This is a genomic window from Pseudobutyrivibrio xylanivorans, from assembly GCF_010906925.1.
Taxonomy (GTDB): Bacteria; Bacillota; Clostridia; order Lachnospirales; family Lachnospiraceae; genus Pseudobutyrivibrio.
In genome coordinates this window covers 296,011-320,507 of record NZ_VTVE01000001.1, presented here as the reverse complement: position 1 = coordinate 320,507, position 24,497 = coordinate 296,011, and the positions used below count along the sequence as shown (strand labels likewise).

The following is a 24,497-nucleotide window of genomic DNA, read 5'->3' as shown; positions in this document are numbered from 1 at the left end:
CTTTTTATAAAAATCACTTCACAGTATAAGCAAGGCCTGATTGATTTTCAATAACAGTTTCGTAAAAAGTTTTCGTTAATTTTACTAAATATTCTGTATCTTTTGCACCAGCCGTCTCATATGGCGAATGCATGGCCAATTGAGCCAATCCGATGTCCACTCCGTTGATGGAAACATGGGCGTTGGAAATGTTGCCAAGTGTAGAGCCTCCAGCCACGTCAGAACGGTTTACAAATGTCTGGTATGGCACCTTTGCCTTTTTGCAAATTTCAGTGAAAATTCCAAATGCCAGCCCATCTGTCATGTATTTTTGATTAGCGTTGAACTTGATAACAATACCCTCGTTCATGTACACCTTGTTTGTAGGGTCGCTCTTTTCAGAATAATTAGGATGAAGAGCGTGAGCATTGTCTGCAGATACCATAAATGAATTTGCGATAGCAGATAAAAGTCTTGAATTATTGCCACCAACAGATTCGTTTATACGTACTAAAGTGTCATATAAAAATGTAGAATCAGCACCCTGCTTTGTTCCACTTCCTACTTCTTCATTGTCAAATGTAGCGTGAAGCTGTACCGCCGTCTCTGAATTTTTAGCAGCGAGAATACCTTCCATAGAACTGTAAGAACACTGCAAATCATCAAGTCTTCTGCAGGAAATAAACTCATCCTCTGCTCCCCAGACTTTGCCCTCTTCTCTATTATATAAGAACAAATCAGAGCCAATGATATCCTCAGGCTTTACATCTAGGTGCTTAGCCACAAGCTCCTTTAGGTTGAACCTTTCATTCATTGAAACAAGTGGAAGCATATCCTTTTGCGCGTTGTATTTGTAACCATCATTGGCCTCTCGATTCATGTGGATAGCAAGAGAAGGAAGCATGCACAAATCCTTATCCAAATCCACAAGCTTTACCTGAAGCTCATTTTTCCCCTTAACGAGAGCACGACCTGCAATGGAAAGAGGTCTGTCAAACCAAGGAGCCATAAGCATTCCACCATATTTTTCTGTGTTGAGCTTTACATAGTGGCCCTCCTTCATCTCTGGCATTTCCTTGATTCTAAATGTAGGAGAATCGCTGTGAGAAGCGATAATCATAAAGCTCTCATATTCTTTTTTAGGCATTCTAAAAGCAATGATCGAAGAACCATTTCTTGTGACAAAATAGTTCTTGCCCGCCTTAAGCTTCCATGATTTTGACTCGGAAAGCTCCTGAAAACCAGCTGCCAAAAATGCCTGACGCTCAGTCTCTACCACATGAAACTGAGATGGTCCCTTGCCTATAAAATCAAATAACCCCTTTATTGTCTTATTCATTTTTTCTTTTTTCCTTTCTTTACAGAATATCCAAAAGTCCCCTTCGGACTAGTCAATCCAAAATATGTGCCGTGAGAGTATGCGAGGGGATTTGATTTTTCAAGCTCAAATCTACCCGACTCATTCATGTATTTCTCATCTGCATGTACGCAAATGACATCTGCCACAAACATGGTATGGCTGCCATATTCATGGGCCTCACGGACTCTACACTCTATGTTTACAGGCGACTCAACAAGCATTGGGACATTCACCTCGTCTGCCTCCTCCTTGTGAAGACCGCAGCGCTGAAACTTGTCCACATCTCTTCCACTGGTGACGCCACAATAATCTGTGGCCTTAGCCATCTCCTCAGTGGTGAGATTAATCACAAATTCACCTGTCTCTTTAATCATGTTATAAGAATATCTGCTAGGTCGTACGGAAATATATGCCATAGGCGGATTGGTGCAGACTGTGCCAGTCCAAGCCACTGTAAAAACATTATCCTCACCTGATTTGCTTCTGCAGGTAACAAGCACTGCCGGAAGAGGATAAATCATATTTCCCGCTTTCCATTTTTCCTTAGCCATACTGACCTCCCGTTAATTTCTTACGCTTTTTACTATACCTTAAATCTTCTATAAATAACAGGGTGTTCATTTTACATTTAAGAGGTTTACATGGTACAATGAATCATCAAATATGTTTTATAAATGGAGATAATTTTGGACAAGCAAAACTCGAATAAATCACAATCGAAAAAAGTTAAAGGTCCTAGCCAGACTGCACCTGCAGGTTTCAAGGGCAAGAATCAGGCCTTTTTGGACGCCGAGTATTTAAGCGCCCGATATAAAAAGAGTTCTATCGAAGATGTCATTTCAGTTGGCGTTATTATCACCAACCCAGAGCACAAGGAGCTTGATAGATTCTATTCTACTGTTCAGCTTCGCCCTGGTCATAAGCTCCCACCACTTATCACAGAGCTTACAGGTCTTACCAATGAGGAGCTGGAGTTTGCCCCTACCTATGAGGAGGTAATGACGGAGCTCATCAATCGCATAAAGGCATATCAGGTTGGAAAAATATGCGTCTGGGGTGGAGACAAAAATAGCTTCCAGCGAGACTTCGAGTCTCGAGTTCTTGAGAAGCCACTAAAAAGAAGTGTTGCTAAGTTCATCAGCACTTTTGAAAACATCCAAAAGGAAGTCAGCCTCGATATTACAGGTGGATTAGACGCCAATCTTTCCCTTGCAGATATGAAGACTATCTGCGGTCTAGGCGGACTTGTTGAGCACAACGCCCTATCCGATGCTGAGGACATGCTCAAATGCATCCGCATCATCGAGCAGGACCAGATGGTTTACGATGGTGTCAAGGCTGCTGAATACAAGAAATTCCGTGGCGAATACGTCAAAAATCGAAGCTTCAATGATGAAATCGAAGACAAGGATTACATCATCAAGTCAAAGCTTGGGGAGCAGTTCTTAAAAGAAATCAAGTCCAAGGGCTTTGAGGAGGATCCTAAGACAAAGGCCTTCATGGACGACCTGGAATTTTTACTTGGCAAAGGAAATGTTTACATGGGAACATTCTCCGAGAAAATTGAAGAAGAAAATAAAAAAGCATAATAAAACCGTGGGTGTAATATCTAAAAATACATCCACGGTTTTTATTTTATTTCAGAAAGCCCTTCATAATGCGTATTATTAAGCACTTAATAATTGATTATCTACTTCTGTAACTCAAAAACAACGTCAACAGACTTATCGTCATCGCCTTCAATAGTGATTGAAATAGTGCCATCATCATTTATAGTGCCCTTTTTCAAGCTTGTGTCATCACCATCTTCTACAACAAATACTACAGAATCCTTGGAAACTTTATATGTTCCAGTAACTGTATCCTCTTCTACTTCTTTTTCTAAATCGTCTAACCCTTCCTCAATATAAGGAACCATTTGATTAGAAAAATCATCAAATAAAGCCTGTGCAGAATCATATCCATACATCTGTGCCATTTCATCTGTCAATTGATCTCTTGAAATACCAGCTGCTTCCAATGATGCGTCGATAAGACCATCCATACTATTCTCAAGTGTATCTGATAAATCATCCTTAAATGCTTTACCATCATATGAGAGTGTAAAATCTCCTTCTTCTGTAAGATCAAGATTAATTTTGACCTCTATACCAGAAAAATCAAGACCATATTCAGCAAACTCGTCCATCTCTTTGATCTCATCATCACTAAGCATTTCTGAAAAGCCTACCTTTGCCTCATACTTTCCATGTACATCCTTCTCTCCACAACCTGTGAAAAGACCTGCAACAGTTGTGATTGTTGCTAGCATTAAAGCTAATTTCTTTTTCATATTTCTACTCCTTAAATAAATTATTTTTTAGTATCAATTTTTAGCACAGGGATAATGTATCATAAAAAATCATATTAGTAAAGTATTAATTTAATACTTTTTAAAAAATTTATCTCCCCATTTAATATATAATATAGTAGTTAAAATCCGCCTAGTTCATATGGAATATTCCCCACCAACTATTGTTTATTGCCTATATTTTTTTGTATTTAGATAAATACATTTTTATTATGTATTTATTCAAATACATTGTGAAATTTTTATCAGAGTTATGTTATAGTGAATATGAGCTAAGGTGTTAGTTTTATCTAACTTGATTGATAAAATTTTAACACAACCCCACTAGCTCACAACTATAAACCTTAAACAATGAAAGGATAATAAAATGGCAAATCACGATTTCGCACAATGGAACGGATTCGTAGGTCGCGTTTGGAAAGATAACGTAGACGTACGTGATTTCATCCAGAACAACTACACTCCATATGATGGAGACGAGTCATTCTTAGCAGGTCCTACAGACGCTACTAACACTCTCTGGGGCAAGCTCCAGGAGCTTCAGGCAGCTGAGCGTGCTAAGGGCGGCGTACTTGACATGGAGACAGAGATTGTTTCATCTCTTACTTCTTATGGCCCAGGTTACATCGCAGAGGAGACAAAGGATCTCGAGCAGATCGTAGGTCTTCAGACAGATAAGCCACTTAAGAGAGCATTCATGCCTTACGGTGGTATCAAGATGGCTGAGCAGTCTTGCAAGATGTATGGCTATGAGCCAAGCGAGAAGCTTCACGAAATCTTTACAGTATATCATAAGACACATAACCAGGGTGTATTCGATATCTACACACCTGAGATCATGAAGGCACGTCACAACAAGATCCTTACAGGTCTTCCAGATACATACGGTCGTGGACGTATCGTCGGCGATTACAGAAGAGTTGCTCTTTACGGTATTGATTACCTTATCGAGAAGAAGCAGATCGACTTCGCTAACACAAACCGTCAGGGTATGAGACGTTATGACTTCCAGCTTCGTGAGGAGATCACAGACCAGATCAACGCTCTTAAGGGCATGAAGGAAATGGCTGCTTCTTACGGCTTCGATATTTCTAAGCCAGCTGCTAACGCTAAGGAAGCTGCTCAGTGGTTATACTTCGGTTACCTTGCAGCTATCAAGACTCAGAACGGTGCTGCTATGTCAGTAGGTCGTGTTTCTACATTCCTTGATATCTACTTTACACGTGACCTTGCTAACGGCGTTATCACAGAGGCTGAGGCTCAGGAGATCATCGATCACTTCACAATGAAGTGCCGTATGGTTAAGTTCGCTCGTATCGAGTCTTACAACCAGTTATTCTCAGGTGACCCAGTATGGGCTACTCTTGAGGTTGGTGGTATCGGTCTTGATGGTCGTCACCAGGTTACAAAGACATGTTATAGATTCCTTCACACACTTGAGAACATGGGACCTTCACCAGAGCCAAACCTTACAGTTATGTACTCTAGCCGTCTTCCTGAGTCATTCAAGAAGTACGCTGCTAAGATCTCAGTTAACACATCTTCTATCCAGTACGAGAACGATGATGTTATGAGAGTTACATGGGGCGATGATTACTCAATCTGCTGCTGTGTATCTGCTACAGAGACAGGTAAGGAGCTTCAGTTCTTCGGTGCTCGTGCTAACCTTGCTAAGTGTCTTCTTTACGCTATCAATGGTGGTATCGATGAGAAGTCTGGCGATCAGGTTGGACCAGAGTACACACCTATCACATCTGAGTACCTTGACTATGATGAGGTTATGCACAAGTTCGATCAGATGATGGATTGGTTAGCTCACATGTATGTTGGAGCACTTAACATGATCCACTACATGCATGATAAGTATTACTATGAAGTATGCCAGATGGCACTTATTGATACACACGTACGCCGTTCATTTGCTACAGGTATCGCTGGATTCTCACACTGTGTAGATTCACTTTCAGCTATCAAGTACGCAAAGGTTAAGGCTATCCGTGGCGAGAATGGTGTTACTACAGATTTCGAAATCGAAGGTGACTTCCCACGTTACGGTAACGATGATGACAGAGCTGATGAGATTGCTGTATGGCTTCTCCGCACATTCATGAGCAAGCTTCGTCACATCCACACATATAGAGATTCAGAGCCTACTACATCTATCCTTACAATTACTTCAAACGTAGTATACGGTAAGGCTACAGGTGCTCTTCCAGACGGAAGACCAGCAGGCGAGCCACTTTCACCAGGTGCTAACCCAGCATACGGTGCTGAGAAGAGCGGTCTTATCGCTTCTCTTAACTCTGTTGCTAAGCTTCCATACGAAGAGGCACTTGATGGTATCTCTAATACACAGACAATCAACCCAGGTGCACTTGGTCACTCTGAGGAAGAGCGCGTAAACAACCTTGTTAACGTTCTTGATGGTTACTTCGATCAGGGTGCTCATCACCTTAACGTTAACGTATTTGGTAAGGAAAAGCTCATCGACGCTATGGAGCATCCAGAGAAGCCTGAGTACGCTAACTTCACAATCCGTGTATCAGGATACGCTGTTAAGTTCATCGACTTAACAAAGACTCAGCAGCTTGACGTTATCGCACGTACATGCCACGAGGCTCTTTAATATAACACCACTGCTTTGTGGCTAACCTATAAAGCCCTACGTATATAAAGAGCACATTCGCTGACACGCTTTCGCTCTTGTCGCGCTACTCACGTTACATAAGAATCCGCTCTGCGGATTCAAGTAACGAGTGCGCTTTAAGGTCAGCTTAATGTACTCATTTATATACTTGGGCTTTTATTTTTAACTAAGACTCAAGTGAATAAATATATAAGCAACTATAAGGCCTTTATGAGCCCTCGTTACTTAGATGGTGCGCTAGCAGCATCTTATGTAACGTAAGGAGCGAATAAGAGCGCAAGCGTATCTATAGTGCTTATATATTTACTCACGACGAGTCGTGGATTTTAGAATGAGGTACGATATGAGTGAAATTATAGGATACATTAATAAGTTTGAGAGCTTTGGTGCCGTTGATGGACCAGGCGTTAGATATTTGATTTTCTTAAATGGCTGCAAGATGAGATGTGCTTTTTGTCACAATCCAGAGACATGGGCTGAGCACCAGGGTGAGCAGTATACTGCTGATCAGGTACTTGAGAAGGCTATGCGCTTCAAGCCATATTGGAAAAAGGACGGCGGTATCACTGTCAGCGGTGGCGAGCCACTTCTTCAGATTGATTTTGTATTGGATTTATTTAAGAAAGCCAAGGCAAAAGGAATCACAACTTGCATCGATACTGCAGGTCAGCCTTTCACTCACGAAGAGCCATTTTATAGCAAATGGAAAGAGCTTATGAGTGTTACTGATACAGTAATGCTTGATATTAAAAATATCGATCCTGAGGAGCACAAGAAGCTTACTGGTGTTGACAATGCCAATATTCTTCAGATGGCTCAGGAAATCTCAGATATGGGTATTCGTATTTGGATTCGCCACGTACTTGTGCCAGGAGGCAGTGACAATGATGAGCTTTTACATCGCACACGCGAGTTTATTGATACTCTTAAGACTGTAGAGCGTGTTGAGGTTCTTCCTTACCACAGTCTCGGTGTTCCAAAATACGCTGAGCTTGGCATTCCATACCGTCTCGAGGGTGTTGAGTCTCCTACTCCTGAGCGAATTGCCAATGCCAAGGAAATACTTGGTGCATTTTAATCATTTTAATAATTAAACAAAACCCCTTATTGACCTAAACTCAATAAGGGGTTTCTTAATGCAATAAGTTATCTATTATCTACTTTTTCTGGATACATATCATGATTTGCCATACGGTTAAATGCTACTTCTTCCCATTTAGTTCCTGGCTTACCAAAATTGCAATATGGGTCGATTGAAATACCACCTCTTGGAGTGAATTTGCCCCATACTTCAATGTACTTAGGGTCCATAAGCTTGATTAAATCCTTCATTATTATATTTACGCAATCCTCATGGAAATCTCCATGGTTTCTGAAGCTGAATAAATATAGCTTGAGAGATTTGCTCTCTACCATCTTCTCACCTGGAACATATGAAATGATAATATTAGCAAAATCAGGCTGCCCTGTAATAGGACAAAGTGATGTAAATTCTGGACAATTGAATTTTACAAAATAATCATTCTCTGGATGCTTGTTTAAAAAGGTCTGAAGCATCTCAGGTGCATAGTTGTCTGGGTATACATTGTTTTTGTTTCCAAGAAGGGTAAGTGTTCCCTCTGCTGCTCTATCTGCCATAATTGATTCCTTTCGTATTTACGATAATTAATTTTCATATTCTATAGGGTCTTTTACCCCGTTTAACTCAAATGCTGCCTTTCTGTCGATGCATGTACCACATTTTCCGCAAGCTTTCTCATGGCCCTCATAGCAGCTCCATGTAAGCTCATAAGGTACGCCAATCTCAAGGCCCTTCTTTACAACCTGTGATTTGTTAAGACTGATAAATGGTGCTACAATTTCAAGCTGCTTGCCACTGCCCTCGTAAATAGCTGTGTTCATAGCCTTGTTAAATGCCTCTGAACAATCTGGATAAGCATTGCCAGCTGCATCATCACTGTGAGCCCCATAATAGATTTTTGAGCATCCCTTAGAAAGTGCAATTGCACTGGCACTAGAAAGGAAAAGTCCATTTCTAAATGGTACGTAAGTGCTTACTGGCTTGCCATCTGTCTTTGATAACTGCTCTGCGTATGACTCTTCTGGAATCTCACCGTCAGAATGCTGAAGCAATGTGCAGTCGCTAAACTGAAACATTGTAGATAAATCAAGTGTAATATGCTCTACCTTATAAAAATCGCACACAGCATCTGCTGCCTTTATCTCCTTATCATGGCGCTGTCCATAAAAAATAGATAGGCCAACAACATTTTCATGGCCATATTCCTTTACAGCCATTCCAAGGCAAGTAGTGCTATCCACTCCACCGCTAACTAAAACTAAAGCTTTCATTATTTATATAAATCCTCCTAATACCGCGATTAATGTAATCTAGCAAGTAAATCACTGTCGGTTTTAAATCGACCTCTTAAGGTCTGAGTATGAGTGCGGGCTCCCGCATTTTTGATGCCACGGGCTGTCATGCACGAATGGCTTGCTTCAATAAATACAGCCACATCCTCTGAGCCTGTCACCATTTGCAGAATCTCTGCTATATCATTTCCGATACGCTCCTGAAGCTGAAGGCGCTTTGCCGCCATGTCAGCAATTCTTGCGATTTTGCTAAGTCCAATTACTTTTCCATTTGGAATGTATGCCACGCTTACCTTCATATCATACATAAGGGCAAGGTGATGCTCGCAGTAGCTAAACACCTCTATATCCTTAACAAACACCAAATCCTGACTATCCTCATCATAGTAGTCCTCGTCAAATGTTTTGTTAAACATATCTGCTATCTCAGCATTGCTGTAATTCATTCCCTCAAAGACTTCCTCGTACATACGAGCCACACGGTCCGGTGTCTCTAAAAGTCCTGCTCTATCAGGGTCATCTCCCAGCGCAATTATGATATTTCTAATGCTTTCCTTTATTAATTCCTTATTAATTGCCATATTTTACCTTCCTATACTCCTCGCTTATTTGGGTCCCAAATAAACTTGTGAAGTTGTAGCTGCAATCTTATATCGTTACGTTTGTGTTTTATTAAATAGTCCACCATATCTGCCGGCTCGATTCTACCAAACACAGGGCTAATTAACACTGTACATTTCTCTGACAGTGAAAACTCATCCACTATTTCACAGACCTTATCAAGCTCTGACACATTAGAGCAGACAAATTTCACCGTATCCTTCTTTTGCAAATACTTGAAATTACTAAGATCCATCTTATCTTCCATGCCAGAACCAGCAAGCTTATAGTCCAAAGTAAAGGCTGGAGGGTTATCTATTTTTGCAAAATCCCCTACGAAAACACTACCGTTGGTTTCTATTTCAACTAGGAAATTTTTCTCACTAGAAAAGGCTTCTAAAAGCACTCCAATATCCTCTGCCAGCAAGGGTTCTCCACCTGTCAGGGTAACTCTTCTCACTCCCGTCGACTTAACATATGAGATGATTTCGTCCTCACTCATCGCCTCAGCATCAGCTTCATCAGTGCAGGCCCATCTAGTATCACAATAGCTACATGAGAGATTACATCCACGGAGCCTTATGAATACCGCAAGCTCGCCAGCATGCTGCCCTTCGCCATTTATACTTACGAATTTTTCTACTACATTAAAAACAGCCACAATTAATCCTCCCTGTAGCTAGCGCAGTTATTAGGAGTCTCGTAAACTGTCACCTCTGCCACCTTAAATCCGTATGAAGTAAACTTCTCATAAAAATACTTGGAAAAATTCTCGGCTGTTGGTCTAAAAGGCACTACTCTCATAAGGAAATTCTCGTCCTTAAGAGCGGCAACTGTTGTATCCTTAAGAGAACCTTCTTCATATATAAAGGTGTGATCAAAGTAATCAGTCTCTTTTTTAAGAGCACTTTTTACATCGCCGAAATCTACAACCATTCCTCGTTGCTGGCCCTCAGCCTGCAACTTTTCAGACTTTATATTTAAAATTACTCTCCAGCGATGACCGTGCAAATTTGAGCATTTGCCCTCATAGCCAGCTAGAAAGTGTGCTCCATCAAATGAAGCTTCTGCAGTTAAATAGTACATTGAAAATCTCCTTGAAACAGGACTAGAAAAAACTGGATATGATTAGGATGGAAAACTAAAGATAAACAATAAAAAAAGAAGAGTGCACCCCTTCTTTACCAACTAATCATAATCGATTCAAATAAACCCAAACATACTGAGTCATCTAAATTACTTTTTAGTCCTGGTTTTGTTTATGGACAGGATGGTACAAACGAACTGTCCCTCGCCCGTAGGCGAATTTCTCTTTTAAATTGCTTGACTATAATACTCCCTAAGCAAGAAAAAATCAAGTCAATACTTAACATTTCTATCTACCGCCAATTTATTAATCATAAAGCAGCTTACAACTCTTACATTAATAAATACAGTGCACACATTACTGCTAAAAAGATAATATTAAAAGCGGTGAACACTATCATATATTTTTTAGAATCTGAACCATCAATATAGCTGTACTGTTTGAATGAAATGAGACTTGCCATAGAAGCTATAAGTGTTCCCAGACCTCCAAGATTGGTTCCAATGATAAGCTTGTCAATCTGGTCTGTAAATCCAGAGCATAAAATTGCTGCAGGCACATTGCTAATCACCTGGCTAAGTCCAATAGACACTCCCACCTCATTTACCTTAACAAGCTGACTAAGGGCTCCACTAAGTTCAGGAATCCTCTTAATATTTCCTATAAATATAAATAAGAAGATAAAGGTAAATAAAAGAGAATAGTCTGGCTTTCTGAGAACTCTCCTATCAAAGATAAATGCAAGCAACGCAACTATTAAAAGTCCAATTCGATAATCAAGCACTCTGGCAACCACTAGAATAGAAACCAAAAACGTAAATACGTACATGGCAATTAGCTTCTTATCCCGAGCTTTACGCTCATATACGCTCTTTTCTGTAAGAACAACAGGAGCGCTCTTCACTCTGATAACGGTTGCAATCACAAGCATTGCAAGAGCTACCACACTATATGGAAGCATTAATTTTATAAATGCCCCAAGGCTCATTCCAGCAATCGAGTATAGATATAAATTCTGTGGATTGCCTAGTGGAGTCAGCATACTTCCAAGGTTTGCAGCTATTGTCTCTAGCACTATCACTATTATGTAGAGATCTTTTCTTCCAGAAATAGATAAGGTTACAATCGAAAATGGCACAAATGTAAGAAGGGCCACATCATTTGTAATAAACATAGCAGAGAAAAAGCAAAGGGCAATGAGAATAAGAGTAACTCCTCTTATCGAGCTCATCTTTGCAACCAAAAGCTCTCCTATCTGTCTAAAAACATGAAGTCTCTGAAGCCCTGCCATTGTAATCATAAGTGCCAGCAAAATACTAAGGGTTCTATAATCAATGTAAGCAAAATAGCTTTTGTCTGGGTGAATCACAAATGCTGATATCACCGCCAAAACAAAAGCTACGCAAAGTACTATTTCATTTCTAATAAATCTCTTAACTGCATCCATAATCTATAATCATTCATCCTCTTAATTTGCTGAATTCATTATAGTCAGATGCTTTATTCTTTTCAATAAATAGTTTAAATCTTAATCTAACTCAGCGATAAAATTCTTAACAATATTCCCACATTCCTTTGACTTTTCAAAGTAAATAGAATGACTACCATAAAGAGGGACAATATCGCAATTACCCATCTTCTCAGCATATGGTATCCAATAATCCTTTTCAAAATCAGAATTGTTAGCAACCTGATAGCTGGCATCAATAAAAATCTTTGGTACATCATTAGGCTTTAGACTATTCCATACTGCCTGGGCATTATCGTAAACTAGATTCACCTCTGATATAGTTGCATGACTTCCTGTAGTCTTTGAAAACAAATACAAATGAAAGTCTGCTTCTCTATCTGATACATTATCCAGAAGATTCTTATAGTATAATTTTTTCATTACTAGTGGTTCAAGCCCAACTTTTTCAGCTATAGAGAGAAATCTCCACTGTTTTACAGCCGCTGTTTTTTCCTCTTCATCAACCAAATTGCAAAGGGTTCCATCCATGATTATCAGCCCTTCCACTTCCTCTGGATACTTGCTCTGCCAGTAAGATGTGTACATTCCTCCAATAGAGTGGCCCATCAAAATATAAGGACCTTCCTCACCCAGATTTTTGAGAACAGTTCGATAATCCTCTACTATCTGATCTACGGTTCTATCTTCCTTGGTGTCCTCACTAAGACCATAGCCGGCACGGTCTATAAACAACAGCTCATTATCTTTTTCAATATATTTTGTCATGTTACGCCAAGAAATATTCATAGTGCCATCATTTAATCCAGAACAACATACAATTTTATGTTTTCCATCTCTATTGCCAATTCTAGCAACATTTAACTCATATTCTCCAGCAGAAACCAAACACCTACATGGTTCTAGGGTGTTCATTATCTTATGAAGCTTTACTCTATATACAATCGATGTAGTTACTAGTAAAACGATTATCAAGCAAAGTGAAACTATAAAAAATCTGCGTGTATATTTTAAAAATTTTTTCATACTTATTCTGCCTCAGCGATTTCCTTGAATTTGTCGCCTCTAATAAGGTAAAGACCAATAACAACTGACACCACCGAAATAAGAATTGACTTGAGGATTATTCCTGAGCCAAGCCACTCTCCGATGAGCACATCCATATCGCTCCTATTTCCGTAAATCATAGGCTTAACCATAAGGCTAATATCAAAAAGGAAGTGAAGTACCATATTTCCCCAGAGATTTCCTGTTCTAAAATAAAGGGCTGCAAGGAAAAATCCGATTCCAATAGCATAGATTATCTGTGCGTAAATTGGTGTAGGGTCAACTGCTCCATCAAGATTTGTAATATGAATAGCACCAAAAAGAATCGAAGATAAAGACATTGCCACTATATATGATGCCTTGCTGTTACCAAAAGCTTTTCTAAAGAATGTAAGCCATACACCTCTGGTAAGAAGCTCTTCTCTGATACCAGCGCCCAGAAAATTTAATAATAGAAATAACACTATAGTCTTACCATCCATAAGTGGTGTGCCATACTCTTTAATTGCCGTGTAGATATTTGTCACCAAATAAAAAGCTGTAATAGCTGTCATAACACCACCAATTACAAAGGTATCTTTGAAACTTTTAAGTGAAAACGCAAATACTTTTTTCTCACCAAATACAATTACTGTTACAGCAAGAATCCCGATAATTACTAATAAATAAACGCTTACCATAACATAATAATTAGTAATATTTATATATGAAAGTACCAAACTCGGTATAAAAGTCATTAAAATAAATGATAAAACAATTGCTCCTAAATACTTAATTAATCTCAAACTTGTTTTCATATTTTTTCTCCTTAATTCTTTTCTTTATTCTCCCAAACAATTTACTTAATGCTTCGATGGCCATATATCCAATTATTGCACTAACAATTCCTGTAACAATTCCACCTAATACATCTGTTGGCCAATGAACAAACAAATATAATCGACTGAATGCAATAAGAGACGCTGTTGCTAGACATGGAATTCCGATTTTCTTATTCCTTAAAAATACTGCTGTTGCCATGGCAAAAAAGGCATTTGTATGTCCCGATGGGAATGAAAAACTATGAGGTGCATTTACAAGTAGCTTTACGCTGGGCTCAAGCCAGCATGGCCTGCATCTTGTTATAAATGGTTTCATTCCAACGTTTACTATTAAAAAACAAACAATTGTTGCCACTAAAAGTGTCCCACCTATTTTTCTGCTCCTGGGAAAAACTGTTAATCCTATAAAAATTAACAGCAATATTAGAACATAATCTTCCAGATTTGTTGCAGTAATCATTATTTTATCCAGTATTGGATTATGAATCCCCTGCAACCAATGAAGAAAATCAAGCTCCCAAGAGAAATAAAATATATCTCCATTTACCATTTGAAAATATCCTCCCTGTCATTTAAATTACTGTTGATTCTTACCCCTGAAGCACTGGCTGTAATTTCTTTTCTCTCATAAGATAGAAAGCTACTGCAATAGTTACAATTGAATAAATTAAAGTAGACATGGATTCACCTACTAAATTACCTTTTACCCCTAGAACTTCCTCCATATTTACATGGGCAAAATCAAAGAAAAAGTGAACTGCTATATTGGCCCAAATATTTTTTGTCCTAAAATAAACCGCTGCAAAGAATATTCCAATGGCACTTGCATATACCACCTGACATAATGTTGAAAGCAAATCCTGTCCAAAGAAATAATTTGAAAAATGCAAAATTCCAAAAAGGAGTGCTGAAATAACTGAAGCTTTAATAACCATCGGACGACTAAGTTCACCTGTAGCTTTAATGAAATTAAAAGCAATTCCTCTAAATAGTAATTCCTCGCGCATTCCAGCTGTAAGAAAAAGAATTAACGCGGAACCAATGGTATTAGCATAAAAATCTGGGCCTCCATTTCCAAGCAACCAATCAACAAGATGATAGATAAAAAATGGAACCGCATAGGCAAGCACATAAGCATTTAACTTAATGCCCTCAATGAAACTGCCTACTGAAAACCCTAATTCTCTCTTTTGACCAAAAGCAATTATTATTCCAAGCAAACCTGCCACATCAATAGCTTCCAATATCACTTGAGCAATTGTATTCTCTGGGAATAAATTATATGCAACCATGGATATTCCAAAGGAAAAAATCATTGCTAAAATTATTCCTATCACACATTTTTTCTTACTCATCTTCCTATTCCTTTCATTTCCAATTTCCATAACACAATACCAAATAAATTCTTAAAGAATCTTTAAAGATACACATCTGTAGGCTGCTTTTTCTTTGTTATCGCATATACGATAAGTCCACAATCTATTACTAGCAGCATGATGCATACAAACACTGTTCCTTCCACACCAAAGTCTACATTGTATGCAAAGCTATTTGTTGCTGATGCCATGTCATACTTTAATAATGAGAAAGCTGATGCATTTCCACTATTTGGTAGACCAAAGATAATGCTTTGAGAATAATTCCAGCCAAGGTGTGCAGCTATTGCCATCCAAATACTGTCAAAGCAATACATAAGAAGTCCAAGCCAAAGTCCAGCAAGAACTACATTAATAATTGCAAGGGGTGATACTCCCGGATTTAATAAATGTAGAAATCCAAAAAGTGTTGAGGCAATAAACATAGCAACAGCTGGTCTTTTAAATATCTTGTTAAAACGATGATATAAGAAGCATCTGCAGAGAATCTCTTCATTGCTCGCCTGAAAAAGTACAGCTATGAATAACAGAATAAATAAAAGCAGGCTGCCTCCAGCAAAATGCAGCTTCACATCCTTATGTAAGGCTGCCACCAAAATTGCAGAACCATTCATAACCAAACCAACAACAAGACCTATAAATGCCATCTTTATATTGTTGCCGGAGATACTAGTTCCCATTGTCTTAAGCATTGGACGGTGAGGCTTTACAACCCACATATAAATCAGCTGAGCTATAACAGTTCCAGCTGTTGAAAAATAGGCCGCTAAAAATCTAATAGAATCAATGTTTTGCTCATTTGCAAATGGTCTAAATAAATTAGAAACACCTCTGCCTAGAAAATTACCTATTATTCCAATAATGGCAATCTCAATAAGTGGTACTAGTGGAAAATCTAATATTTTCTGCCATATAGTCTTCTTTACTTTTCCACTATTACACTTAGTTACTGTTGTATCCATAATATTTCCTCCGCTATATTACTATGTCTGTCATACTATTAGTGTCGTACTACGTCTGCCGTAGTACTCTATCTATCGCAGTACTATACTACGACAGCTGAAGTATGTCAACATGAAATTTTAAAAATTCTACTGCCTATATTTATTTTTCGATTTTAGGCTGTAGCCTTCTTTTGATTTCTACTGCTTATTTCTATTTTTCTCATCCAGGCAGTACCCTTTTTCAAAATCGCTACTGCTTATTCTCATTTTTCTCATCTAGGCAGTACCATTCTCCAAAATCGCTACTGCTTATTTCCATTTTTCTCATCTAGGCAGTAACATTCTCAAAAATCGCTACTGCTTATTCTCATTTTTCTCATCTAGGCAGTAACATTCTCCAAAATCGCTACTGCTTATTTCCATTTTCCCTATCTAGGCAGTAGCCGACCTCAGATTCGCCACTGAAATAAACAAAAAATCTCCCCACGTGGGATATGATTACTTATCCCGCATGGAGAGATCCAATTATTAATCAATATTAAAACCTAGAAGCCTGCCAACGCTACAGCCCCGTCAATCCTACAAATCTCTAGACTTCTCAACGCAAACGCGCTCTGCTTCAATAACTGCATTTCTGAATCCAAGAGCCTCAAGTGTAGCAACTGCCTCTATTGTAGTGCCACCTGGTGAGCATACAGCATCCTTAAGTACGCCAGGGTGCTCACCTGTTTCAAGGACCATCTTGGCAGAGCCAAGTACAGCCTGGGCTGCAAACTTGTATGCCTGCGCTCTTGGCATGCCCTCTGCAACTGCTCCGTCTGCAAGTGCCTCAATAAACATATATACATAAGCTGGAGAAGAACCGCTGATACCAACTACAGCATCCTGCAATTTCTCAGGGACGATCTCGGCCTTGCCAAATGACTCAAATAAATGAAGCACGATGTCAGCCTCATCCTCTGAAACAAGCTCGTTAGGACTAAGTGCACTCATAGCCTCTCCAACAAGTGCTGGAGTATTAGGCATAACACGGATGAGCTTGAGCTGCTTGCCAAAAAGCTCAGTAAGCTTTTCAATAGACTGACCTGCTGCAATGCTGACTACAATCTTATCTGTAAAATCCATATCCTTGATTCCGTCAATAGCTCCAGCTAAGTACTGAGGCTTAACAGCCAAGAATACAATATCTGCAAAATCTACAACATCACGATTATTAGTGCTTGTTGCAATATTTAACTGGTCGCTAATTCTATCAAGTGCAGCCTGGAAAATATCGCTAGCCATAACATTAGATGCAGCCACGATTCCCGATGAAACCATACCGCCCATCATTGCGCTGCCCATGTTTCCAGTTCCAATAAAACCGATTTTCATTTCATTTCCTCCACATATCCTTTTGCTTTAAACAACAACCTAAGTGTAGCATTTTCCGCGTTCTTTGTACATTTTTTGTTGTTTTTTCACTGCTATTTTCCCATAAAAAAACCTGTCTCATCTGCTATCAAAATTATTGATAGTTAGCTATAGGATTTCTGTGGAACTAGACATATTGTGAATTTTGGTGGTTTTTGATATTATCCTACTAACCTACTGGTTTAGTAGTTAATAGGTGTGGGGAGGTGATTTATGTTGCAGATTAATAAAGAAGCATTCTTTAAGCTGACATCAATCTCTGAGGCTCAGTATCCAAATGAGGCCTGCGGTGTATTGCTTGGCAACAGTGACTTAAATCAAGTAAACGATGTGTGTAATCTACCGAATTTGGTAGCAGAAACTGACAGTTTCAGAATCGACTCATTGGACTATCTGATGATAGAAAAATGGGCCCAGCACCACCATCTAGATGTTATTGGATTCTTCCATTCTCACCCAGATGCTGCAGCTATTTTATCTGAGGAAGATAAAACCTATATGATTCCCAAACTTAACTACTGTATCACCTCTGTTGCCAGTGATGGCACCAAGCAAGTAAAAGCTTATTTTCGCCAGAATATCTGGGAAGGCATAGAAGAATTGGAAATAAACGTGAAATAAGGAGTGGAGAAATGAGCGTATATATATCAGCAACATTGCGAGGATTCTTTGGAAAAAATCATAAATTCGATATCCCCGCTGAGAATATCCGAGGAATACTTGACTGGCTTACAGATGAATACCCAGATTCTAAGGAAATACTATTCGATGAGGACAAGCATCTTCGGAGCTTTATCCAAATATATGTAGGGGACATAAATAAATCAGATGAGTCTACTTGGAGTGATGCATTAATACCAGGTCGAGATGTTTATCTGCTTCCTGCTATTGCTGGCGGCAGCCCTAAAAACAGCATTATATCTGACGAGCGAGCAAAGGCAGTTTCCTTTGACGATTCAGAAGTTGAACGCTTCGGGAAGCACTTGATGCTTAGAGACATCGGTGTTAAGGGCCAAAAGAGAATAAAGGCAGCAAAGGTGGTAGTTATCGGCGCAGGAGCCCTTGGTTCACCAGTCATCCAGTACTTAGCTGCTGCAGGGGTTGGCACTATAAAGGTAGTAGATTTCGATGTGGTTGCCCTTGATAATTTGCAGAATCAGGTGCTCCACTCTTCTCGCGATTTAAAACGACCAAAGGTAGCATCTGCTAGAGACAAGGTTAAAAACATTAATAAAAACATTGTCTTTGAGCCTGAAAATGTGAAATTAGATGCGGACAATATAGTAGAAATAATCGACGGTTACGATCTTGTAATCGATTGTACTGACAACTACAAGGCTAGATATTTGATAAATGACGCTTGCGCTCTCATTGGAATCCCACTTGTATTCGGAGCCATTTATCAGTACGAGGGCCAGGTGGGCATATTTAATTTAAATGGTGGGCCATGCTATCGCTGTGTATTTCCAGCTCCACCACCAGCAGGACTTGTTCCTACATGCTCAGAAGGTGGCGCTATCAGCCCACTTCCTGGAATTGTGGGAAGCATTCAGGCCAACGAGGCTCTAAAGCTAATTATAGGTATCGGTGAGAATCTTTCAGGCAAGCTGCTTACAGTAGATAGCCTCTACCTTCGCTCTAACCTGCTCACCGTAACCAAAAGCCATAAGTGCCCAATTTGCGGCGATAATCCATCCATTATCAAGGTGGAAAATTTTGATTATGACGATTTCTGCGGATTGAAAGAAGCTGAGGAAGAAATCCCAGTTGAAGGATTCACAGCTGAAGAATTCGCAAGCAAGATAGAAAACGACGAGGCTCTTACCATCGTAGATGTTAGAGAACCTCACGAGCGAGCAATTCTCCGCTTCCCTAATGCGGTAGTAATTCCAATTGGTCAGCTTGCTCGTAGAAAGGGGGAACTTAATCCGGAAATCCCAACTGTCTTCCTATGCAAGGAGGGCAAGCGCAGTATCCTAGCCATCAACACTCTTCGTGAGGCAGGCTATGATGGACCAATGTACAACCTAAAAGGAGGTATTGATTCCCTTAAGGATATTATGTTCTCACATGAGGGAGCTTGGCTGTAAAAAAGGCATATAGTCATAAGACTTTATATATGCAAAACATTCAAAGGAGGATAACAAAATGTCAAAGGAAAATGTTGAGACAAAGGAAGGCATTAATGCACTTGGCGCAAAAGCCGCATATAACCTTGCCAATGTCACAAAGACAAAGCCACAGTACGGTGCTCTCACACCAAAGTGGCTCACAAAGCTTCTTGAGTTCAAGGGACTTGAGACAGGAATTTTTAGAGTAAACAAGGTTGTAGAGGGGGAGACACCTCTCGATGTACTTTGCAGCCAGACTAAAAAGTCCGACATCATCCCTGATGGTTATGTAGAGTATGAGACTGAGCCAAGAGAATACAGACTCAACTCTATTTCTACAATCATCAATGTCAACACTGCAATTGAGGATGTTTACAGCGCTCCTTATGATCAGGTTCAGGAACAGCTTGGTCTTGCAATTGAATCATTACGCGAGAGACAGGAAAGCCAGCTCATCAACAATGATGACTATGGTCTTCTTAAGAATATCGCTGATTCACAGAGAATCCAGACAAGAAACGGCGCACCTACTCCAGACGATTTAGATGAGCTTATTTCAAAGGTTTGGAAAGAGCCTTCATTCTTCTTGGCTCACCCTCGTGCAATCGCTGCATTCGAGAGAGAATGTACAAAGAGAGGCGTTCCACCTGTTACTGTTAACATTGCAGGAGGCACTTTCTTAGCTTGGAGAGGAATCCCAATCATTCCTACAGACAAGTTACTTGTAGACGGATTAAAGAATCCACAGTCTGAAGGTGGAAAGACAAATATCTTACTTATCAGAACTGGTGAGGCAAAGCGCGGTGTAATCGGTCTTTTCCAGGCTGGTTTAAAGAACGAGCACTCAAGAGGTCTTTCTGTAAGATTTAGAGGTATTGATGATAAAGGAGTTGCTTCTTATCTTCTCTCTCTATACTGCTCTGCTGCAATTTTAGCTGATGATGCTATTGCTGTTTTAGAGGATGTAGAGGTAGGTGAGTACTATGACTACGATTGAGAATTTGGCTGGAATTCCCAGCGCTAAGGAGCTGACTCTTTTAGCAAATGAGCTTTTTCCAGACTTAGTTGGAGACACAGCTGCATCTACTACAGCTGTCCCTTCTGCTCCAACTACACTTGATACTCCAGATGCCGTAACAAATGCTGCCGGAGGCAGTGAGGTGGTAAGTAGCATCCCTCAAGGTGATAATGTAAACTACGCTTCTTCCGAATTTGACTGGGAGCATCCTTTTGCTTACGGTGGAGCATCTTCTGAACCTTGGTTAAACTCTGTTCAGGTAGCTGAAAATCCATACTCTGAATTTTTACCTGATGAAAAAGATTTGCCAAATGAGAATCCTGCATCAGTCTCATATTCACCTGTAGTTTTATCTAAAACACAGGCTCTGGAAAATGAAAGAAAAATCGATGCACCTACATCTCTTGGTGGTGACAGAGTCACAAATCAAAGCAATATTGAGTTGCCTTATTCATCTAGAGATGAGTCTATTAGAATTGGCTCAAAAACACTTGCGCAGATTAGAAGCGATTTCCCTATTCTTTCAGAAAAGATAAATGGAAATCCACTAGTTTGGCTTGATAATGGTGCCACAACCCAGAGACCAAAGGCCGTAATCGACCGTTTGTCTTACTACTATGAGCATGAAAATTCAAATGTTCATAGAGGTGCCCATACCTTGGCTGCACGCTCTACTGACGCTTATGAAAATGCAAGAAATATTGTCCGCGACTTTATTGGCGCATCAAGCTCAGAAGAGATTGTATTTGTAAGAGGTACAACAGAGGCTATCAACTTAGTTGCAAACGCCTATGTTAAGCCTACTTTGGAGCCAGGTGATGAAATTATCGTATCTATCTTAGAGCATCACGCAAATATCGTTCCATGGCAACTTATCGCCCAGGAAACAGGTGCTGTAATCAAGGTAATTCCTTGTGATGAGACAGGCCAGCTTATTTTGCATGAATATGAAAAGCTCTTTACTAAGAGAACAAAATTCGTAGCAGTTACCCACGTTTCTAACGTACTTGGAACTGTTACTCCTGTTGAGGAACTTGTAGCTATCGCTCACCGTCACGGAGTTAGAATTCTCGTTGATGGTGCACAGTCTATAGCTCATATTCCTGTTAATGTAACAGCCCTAGATACAGATTTCTTTGTATTCTCAGGCCACAAGATTTTTGCTCCAACAGGTATTGGCGTTGTATATGGTAAAAAAGAACTCCTTGAAAGTGCAAGACCATATCACGGCGGCGGCAATATGATTGCTGACGTTACTTTTGAACGTACTATATACAATGCTATTCCTAATAAATTTGAGGCAGGAACAGGAAGTATCGCAGATGCTGTTGGCTTAGGTGCAGCACTTACATATCTTTCAGAAATCGGCATGCCATGCGTGTTTAGATGGGAGCATGAATTGCTTCAGTATGCCCTCAAAGAAATGAAGTCAGTAAAGGGAATCACACTAGTTGGCACAGCTTTAAACAAGGCATCTGCTCTAGCCTTTAAGCTTGATGGATACTCAGATGAAGAAGTTGGTAAACGTCTTGATGCTTATGGCATTGCAGTTAGAACAGGCCACCACTGTGCTCAGCCAGTTTTGAGACACTTTGGATATGAAAGTGTAGTCAGACCTACTCTTGCGATTTACAATTCGCCAGACGATATTGATGCACTAGTTAAAGCACTGAAAACATTTGCATAACAAGTGAGGTTAATATGAACGGGATTATAGTAGAAGCTGAAATCGAGAACATCGTTGATACTGTCATTTCAGATTTTGATGGAGATAAAACTATCGACGCAGTTAATATCTTCAACAAGCCTGATAAGGCTGAAGTTACGATTTTAGTTGAGAATTTGCTTAGGATTATATATCCAGGATACTTCAGAGACCGTACTTACAAGATATATAATCCAAATAATAGCTTTGCAATTACAATTGAAGATATTTTTTATCACCTGAATAAGCAGGTTACACTTGCTCTTGATTTCTGTAAAAGACGAGGTACATTGACAGAGGAAAGCCGTGCTGAGGAAAGCTACAGAATCTGTAAAGAATTCTTCTCCCAGATTCCAAAGGTCAGAGAGTTTATCGAGACTGATGTGCTAGCCGCTTTCGACGGAGACCCTGCTGCAGGATGTTTTGAAGAAATCATCCTTGCTTATCCTGGTCTATTTGCCACTACGGTGTACAGAATAGCCCATGAGCTATACAAGCTTCAGGTTCCCGTTCTTCCTCGTTTGATGACTGAATATGCCCATTCTCAGACAGGTATCGATATTCATCCAGGAGCTACCATCGACAAGTTCTTTTTCATTGACCATGGAACAGGAATTGTAATTGGAGAAACTGCTGTGATTGGTAAAAATGTGAAGGTATATCAGGGAGTCACAATCGGCGCCCTCTCCACAAGAGGCGGCCAAAAGCTTTCGGGCAAAAAAAGACACCCTACTATCTGCGACAACGTAACAATCTACGCAGGTGCTTCTATTCTAGGTGGAGATACTGTTATCGGTGAAAACACCGTAATCGGCGGCAACACATTTATCACTAGATCAATTGGGGCAAACACTGTTGTCAGCATGAAGAACCTGGAAATGGAATACCGTACCAACAACAATGAGCTAAAAACAGAAGAAGTTGTTCAAAGCGATGAATGGTACTACATAATCTAACCCAAAATGGCCCTAGGGGACGGGGTTAGTGGTCCAAAATAAACTTCAACAAAAGAGCTACGTCCTAGGACGTAGCTCGTACTTTTTTTAGATATGTTTATTTTTGATTAGTTAAGGACAGAATAAGCTCCTCCATCCTCTGCAATTAAATGATATGTTACATCAGCTGCAAAATCGTTATCCTCGTTATATGCTCCAATTGTAAAATTGATAGTCTTATCATCGTTGATAACAATATCATAAACAAGTGTATACTCAGCATCAGTACCATCATTTTCACCGTACTCTGCATAGTAGTCATATCCACCTCCCTGGAACATATCACCAGTTTCATAGAATACTTCTGTTGCAGAAGTTGTGCTTTCAATGTTTCCTTTCAATGCACCATTGATGAAATCAGTATATAAGAAGTTAACATACTGCTTGTTCTGGTCGAGCTCAGGTCCCTGCTTAATAGTCTCATCATAAGAAAGACCCTCATATCTTGCATCCTTTAATCTATCACCTACACACTGGAAGGCACCAAACTCACCGCCCATGTGGACTGCACTGATATCTTCATTTCCATCAGAAGAATAAATTAATTCCATATCTTCAGGATTTTTGATTCTAGTATCATAATATGCGTCACCATCAGCTGATTCCTGAGCATCAATCTTTTCTGTCTCGATTATATCTTTTTCCTGGTATAAGTTAATACCACCGGTCTTAGTCTCAACTAGCAATAAGAATTGCTGGTCATCCACATTAGATACTTCCTCGAATGCTGTATATCCCTTGCATTTATCCATAATTGAAGCAGTTGCCTCATCTGAAGTTGCGTCTGACTGCTCATCAACATTTTGCTCAACAGTTGTATTATGACGATGATGGCAATGTCTATGACCTCTGGCCTCTACTGTTGTGTGAGATGCAAGTAATACTCCCGCAGAAAATGCCATTGTAAGTGATAATGCAATAACTTTTCTTCTATTCATGTAAAAATCCTCTCTTTCTTATTGTTGCCATAAGAAACATATTATACACACTTTTGTCGCGACGTGGATATTGTCCCATACTACACATCTTTTTGCAATATAGTTAAGACTTTATTAATAATTTATTAAAATAATTTTACATAAATATTTTTAACAATATTGCCTTAAAACAAACAAATAAAGAGCCACGACAACTGTCATAGCTCTTTATAATATGCTCACCCCTAAGGTGCATTTTTAATAATATTTTAATTAATTGTCCTGC

Annotated in this window: 24 protein-coding genes; 8 read left to right on the top strand and 16 right to left on the bottom strand. The window is 39.5% G+C overall.

All coding sequences use genetic code 11. The features are described from left to right. Nucleotides 1-13: 13 nt before the first annotated feature. A complete protein-coding gene (locus F0Q01_RS01570; protein WP_090485524.1) occupies nt 14-1,318 on the bottom strand; it encodes a M18 family aminopeptidase in 1,305 nt (434 codons plus the stop codon). Continuing rightward, complete coding sequence (locus F0Q01_RS01565) at nt 1,315-1,890, bottom strand: flavin reductase family protein (RefSeq protein WP_090152034.1); 576 nt, start codon at nt 1,888-1,890, stop codon at nt 1,315-1,317. The genes F0Q01_RS01570 and F0Q01_RS01565 overlap by 4 nt, the downstream gene beginning before the upstream one ends. Before the next feature lie 135 nt (nt 1,891-2,025). Between F0Q01_RS01565 and F0Q01_RS01560 the strand changes: the two genes are divergently transcribed. After that, a complete protein-coding gene (locus F0Q01_RS01560) occupies nt 2,026-2,928 on the top strand; it encodes an exonuclease domain-containing protein (RefSeq protein WP_090485522.1) in 903 nt (300 codons plus the stop codon). A gap of 101 nt (nt 2,929-3,029) precedes the next feature. Here the strand turns inward: F0Q01_RS01560 and F0Q01_RS01555 are convergent, their stop codons facing one another. Continuing rightward, nucleotides 3,030-3,671 carry a hypothetical protein gene (locus tag F0Q01_RS01555; protein ID WP_090485519.1) on the bottom strand — a complete coding sequence of 214 codons (642 nt, stop codon included), beginning with the start codon at nt 3,669-3,671 and terminating at the stop codon, nt 3,030-3,032. 385 nt (nt 3,672-4,056) lie between these two features. Here F0Q01_RS01555 and pflB point away from each other — a divergent pair, with 385 nt between their 5' ends. Beyond that, on the top strand, nt 4,057-6,315 hold the full coding sequence (gene pflB / locus F0Q01_RS01550; RefSeq protein WP_090485516.1) for a formate C-acetyltransferase: 2,259 nt from the start codon (nt 4,057-4,059) through the stop codon (nt 6,313-6,315). 364 nt (nt 6,316-6,679) lie between these two features. Beyond that, nucleotides 6,680-7,414, top strand: coding sequence for a pyruvate formate-lyase-activating protein (gene pflA, locus F0Q01_RS01545; protein WP_090152044.1), 735 nt, complete (start codon nt 6,680-6,682; stop codon nt 7,412-7,414). A 68-nt stretch (nt 7,415-7,482) separates the two neighbouring features. On the opposite strand, the gene queF is transcribed toward pflA, so the two are convergent. The 12 genes from queF to proC form a co-directional block, all read right to left on the bottom strand. Next, nucleotides 7,483-7,974: a preQ(1) synthase gene (gene queF / locus F0Q01_RS01540; protein WP_090485513.1), complete on the bottom strand. Its 492-nt coding sequence runs from the start codon at nt 7,972-7,974 to the stop codon at nt 7,483-7,485. A gap of 27 nt (nt 7,975-8,001) precedes the next feature. Then, nucleotides 8,002-8,688: a 7-cyano-7-deazaguanine synthase QueC gene (queC, locus tag F0Q01_RS01535; RefSeq protein ID WP_090485510.1), complete on the bottom strand. Its 687-nt coding sequence runs from the start codon at nt 8,686-8,688 to the stop codon at nt 8,002-8,004. Between the two features lie 29 nt (nt 8,689-8,717). Beyond that, the gene (gene folE / locus F0Q01_RS01530) at nt 8,718-9,290 is read right to left on the bottom strand and encodes a GTP cyclohydrolase I FolE (RefSeq protein WP_090485507.1); all 573 of its coding nucleotides are present in this window, start codon (nt 9,288-9,290) and stop codon (nt 8,718-8,720) included. Nucleotides 9,291-9,301: 11 nt separating this feature from the next. Then, entirely contained in the window at nt 9,302-9,970 is a 669-nt protein-coding gene (gene queE, locus F0Q01_RS01525) for a putative 7-carboxy-7-deazaguanine synthase QueE (RefSeq protein ID WP_090485504.1), read from the bottom strand. Nucleotides 9,971-9,972: 2 nt separating this feature from the next. After that, on the bottom strand, nt 9,973-10,395 hold the full coding sequence (locus tag F0Q01_RS01520) for a 6-pyruvoyl trahydropterin synthase family protein (protein ID WP_090485500.1): 423 nt from the start codon (nt 10,393-10,395) through the stop codon (nt 9,973-9,975). Nucleotides 10,396-10,727: 332 nt separating this feature from the next. Next, nucleotides 10,728-11,843: an SLC13 family permease gene (locus F0Q01_RS01515; RefSeq protein WP_090485497.1), complete on the bottom strand. Its 1,116-nt coding sequence runs from the start codon at nt 11,841-11,843 to the stop codon at nt 10,728-10,730. An 81-nt stretch (nt 11,844-11,924) separates the two neighbouring features. Then, complete coding sequence (locus F0Q01_RS01510) at nt 11,925-12,890, bottom strand: alpha/beta fold hydrolase (RefSeq protein ID WP_090485495.1); 966 nt, start codon at nt 12,888-12,890, stop codon at nt 11,925-11,927. A gap of 2 nt (nt 12,891-12,892) precedes the next feature. After that, the gene (locus F0Q01_RS01505; protein ID WP_090485492.1) at nt 12,893-13,708 is read right to left on the bottom strand and encodes a CPBP family intramembrane glutamic endopeptidase; all 816 of its coding nucleotides are present in this window, start codon (nt 13,706-13,708) and stop codon (nt 12,893-12,895) included. Continuing rightward, nucleotides 13,683-14,282, bottom strand: coding sequence for a phosphatase PAP2 family protein (locus tag F0Q01_RS01500; RefSeq protein WP_090485489.1), 600 nt, complete (start codon nt 14,280-14,282; stop codon nt 13,683-13,685). Before F0Q01_RS01500 ends, F0Q01_RS01505 begins: the two co-directional genes overlap by 26 nt. A gap of 40 nt (nt 14,283-14,322) precedes the next feature. Continuing rightward, nucleotides 14,323-15,087, bottom strand: a complete 765-nt coding sequence (locus tag F0Q01_RS01495; RefSeq protein ID WP_163927100.1) for a CPBP family intramembrane glutamic endopeptidase — start codon at nt 15,085-15,087, stop codon at nt 14,323-14,325. Between the two features lie 62 nt (nt 15,088-15,149). Next, nucleotides 15,150-16,070: a CPBP family intramembrane glutamic endopeptidase gene (locus tag F0Q01_RS01490; RefSeq protein WP_090485485.1), complete on the bottom strand. Its 921-nt coding sequence runs from the start codon at nt 16,068-16,070 to the stop codon at nt 15,150-15,152. A 561-nt stretch (nt 16,071-16,631) separates the two neighbouring features. After that, a complete protein-coding gene (gene proC, locus F0Q01_RS01485; protein WP_090152075.1) occupies nt 16,632-17,426 on the bottom strand; it encodes a pyrroline-5-carboxylate reductase in 795 nt (264 codons plus the stop codon). Nucleotides 17,427-17,678: 252 nt separating this feature from the next. On the opposite strand from proC, the gene F0Q01_RS01480 reads away from it, so the two are divergent. The 5 genes from F0Q01_RS01480 to F0Q01_RS01460 are packed head-to-tail and all read left to right on the top strand — an operon-like array spanning nt 17,679 to nt 23,255. Beyond that, on the top strand, nt 17,679-18,086 hold the full coding sequence (locus F0Q01_RS01480) for a Mov34/MPN/PAD-1 family protein (RefSeq protein WP_090485482.1): 408 nt from the start codon (nt 17,679-17,681) through the stop codon (nt 18,084-18,086). A gap of 11 nt (nt 18,087-18,097) precedes the next feature. Next, nucleotides 18,098-19,555: a molybdopterin-synthase adenylyltransferase MoeB gene (moeB, locus tag F0Q01_RS01475; RefSeq protein ID WP_090485479.1), complete on the top strand. Its 1,458-nt coding sequence runs from the start codon at nt 18,098-18,100 to the stop codon at nt 19,553-19,555. Nucleotides 19,556-19,613: 58 nt separating this feature from the next. Further along, the gene (locus F0Q01_RS01470; RefSeq protein WP_090152082.1) at nt 19,614-20,573 is read left to right on the top strand and encodes a family 2A encapsulin nanocompartment shell protein; all 960 of its coding nucleotides are present in this window, start codon (nt 19,614-19,616) and stop codon (nt 20,571-20,573) included. Next, nucleotides 20,560-22,281 (top strand): cysteine desulfurase, encoded by a 1,722-nt coding sequence (locus F0Q01_RS01465; RefSeq protein ID WP_090485476.1) that lies wholly within the window; start codon nt 20,560-20,562, stop codon nt 22,279-22,281. The genes F0Q01_RS01470 and F0Q01_RS01465 overlap by 14 nt, the downstream gene beginning before the upstream one ends. A gap of 14 nt (nt 22,282-22,295) precedes the next feature. Next, nucleotides 22,296-23,255: a serine O-acetyltransferase gene (locus F0Q01_RS01460; RefSeq protein WP_090485473.1), complete on the top strand. Its 960-nt coding sequence runs from the start codon at nt 22,296-22,298 to the stop codon at nt 23,253-23,255. A 107-nt stretch (nt 23,256-23,362) separates the two neighbouring features. Here the strand turns inward: F0Q01_RS01460 and F0Q01_RS01455 are convergent, their stop codons facing one another. Beyond that, nucleotides 23,363-24,232: a hypothetical protein gene (locus F0Q01_RS01455; RefSeq protein WP_090485469.1), complete on the bottom strand. Its 870-nt coding sequence runs from the start codon at nt 24,230-24,232 to the stop codon at nt 23,363-23,365. Nucleotides 24,233-24,497 lie beyond the last annotated feature (265 nt).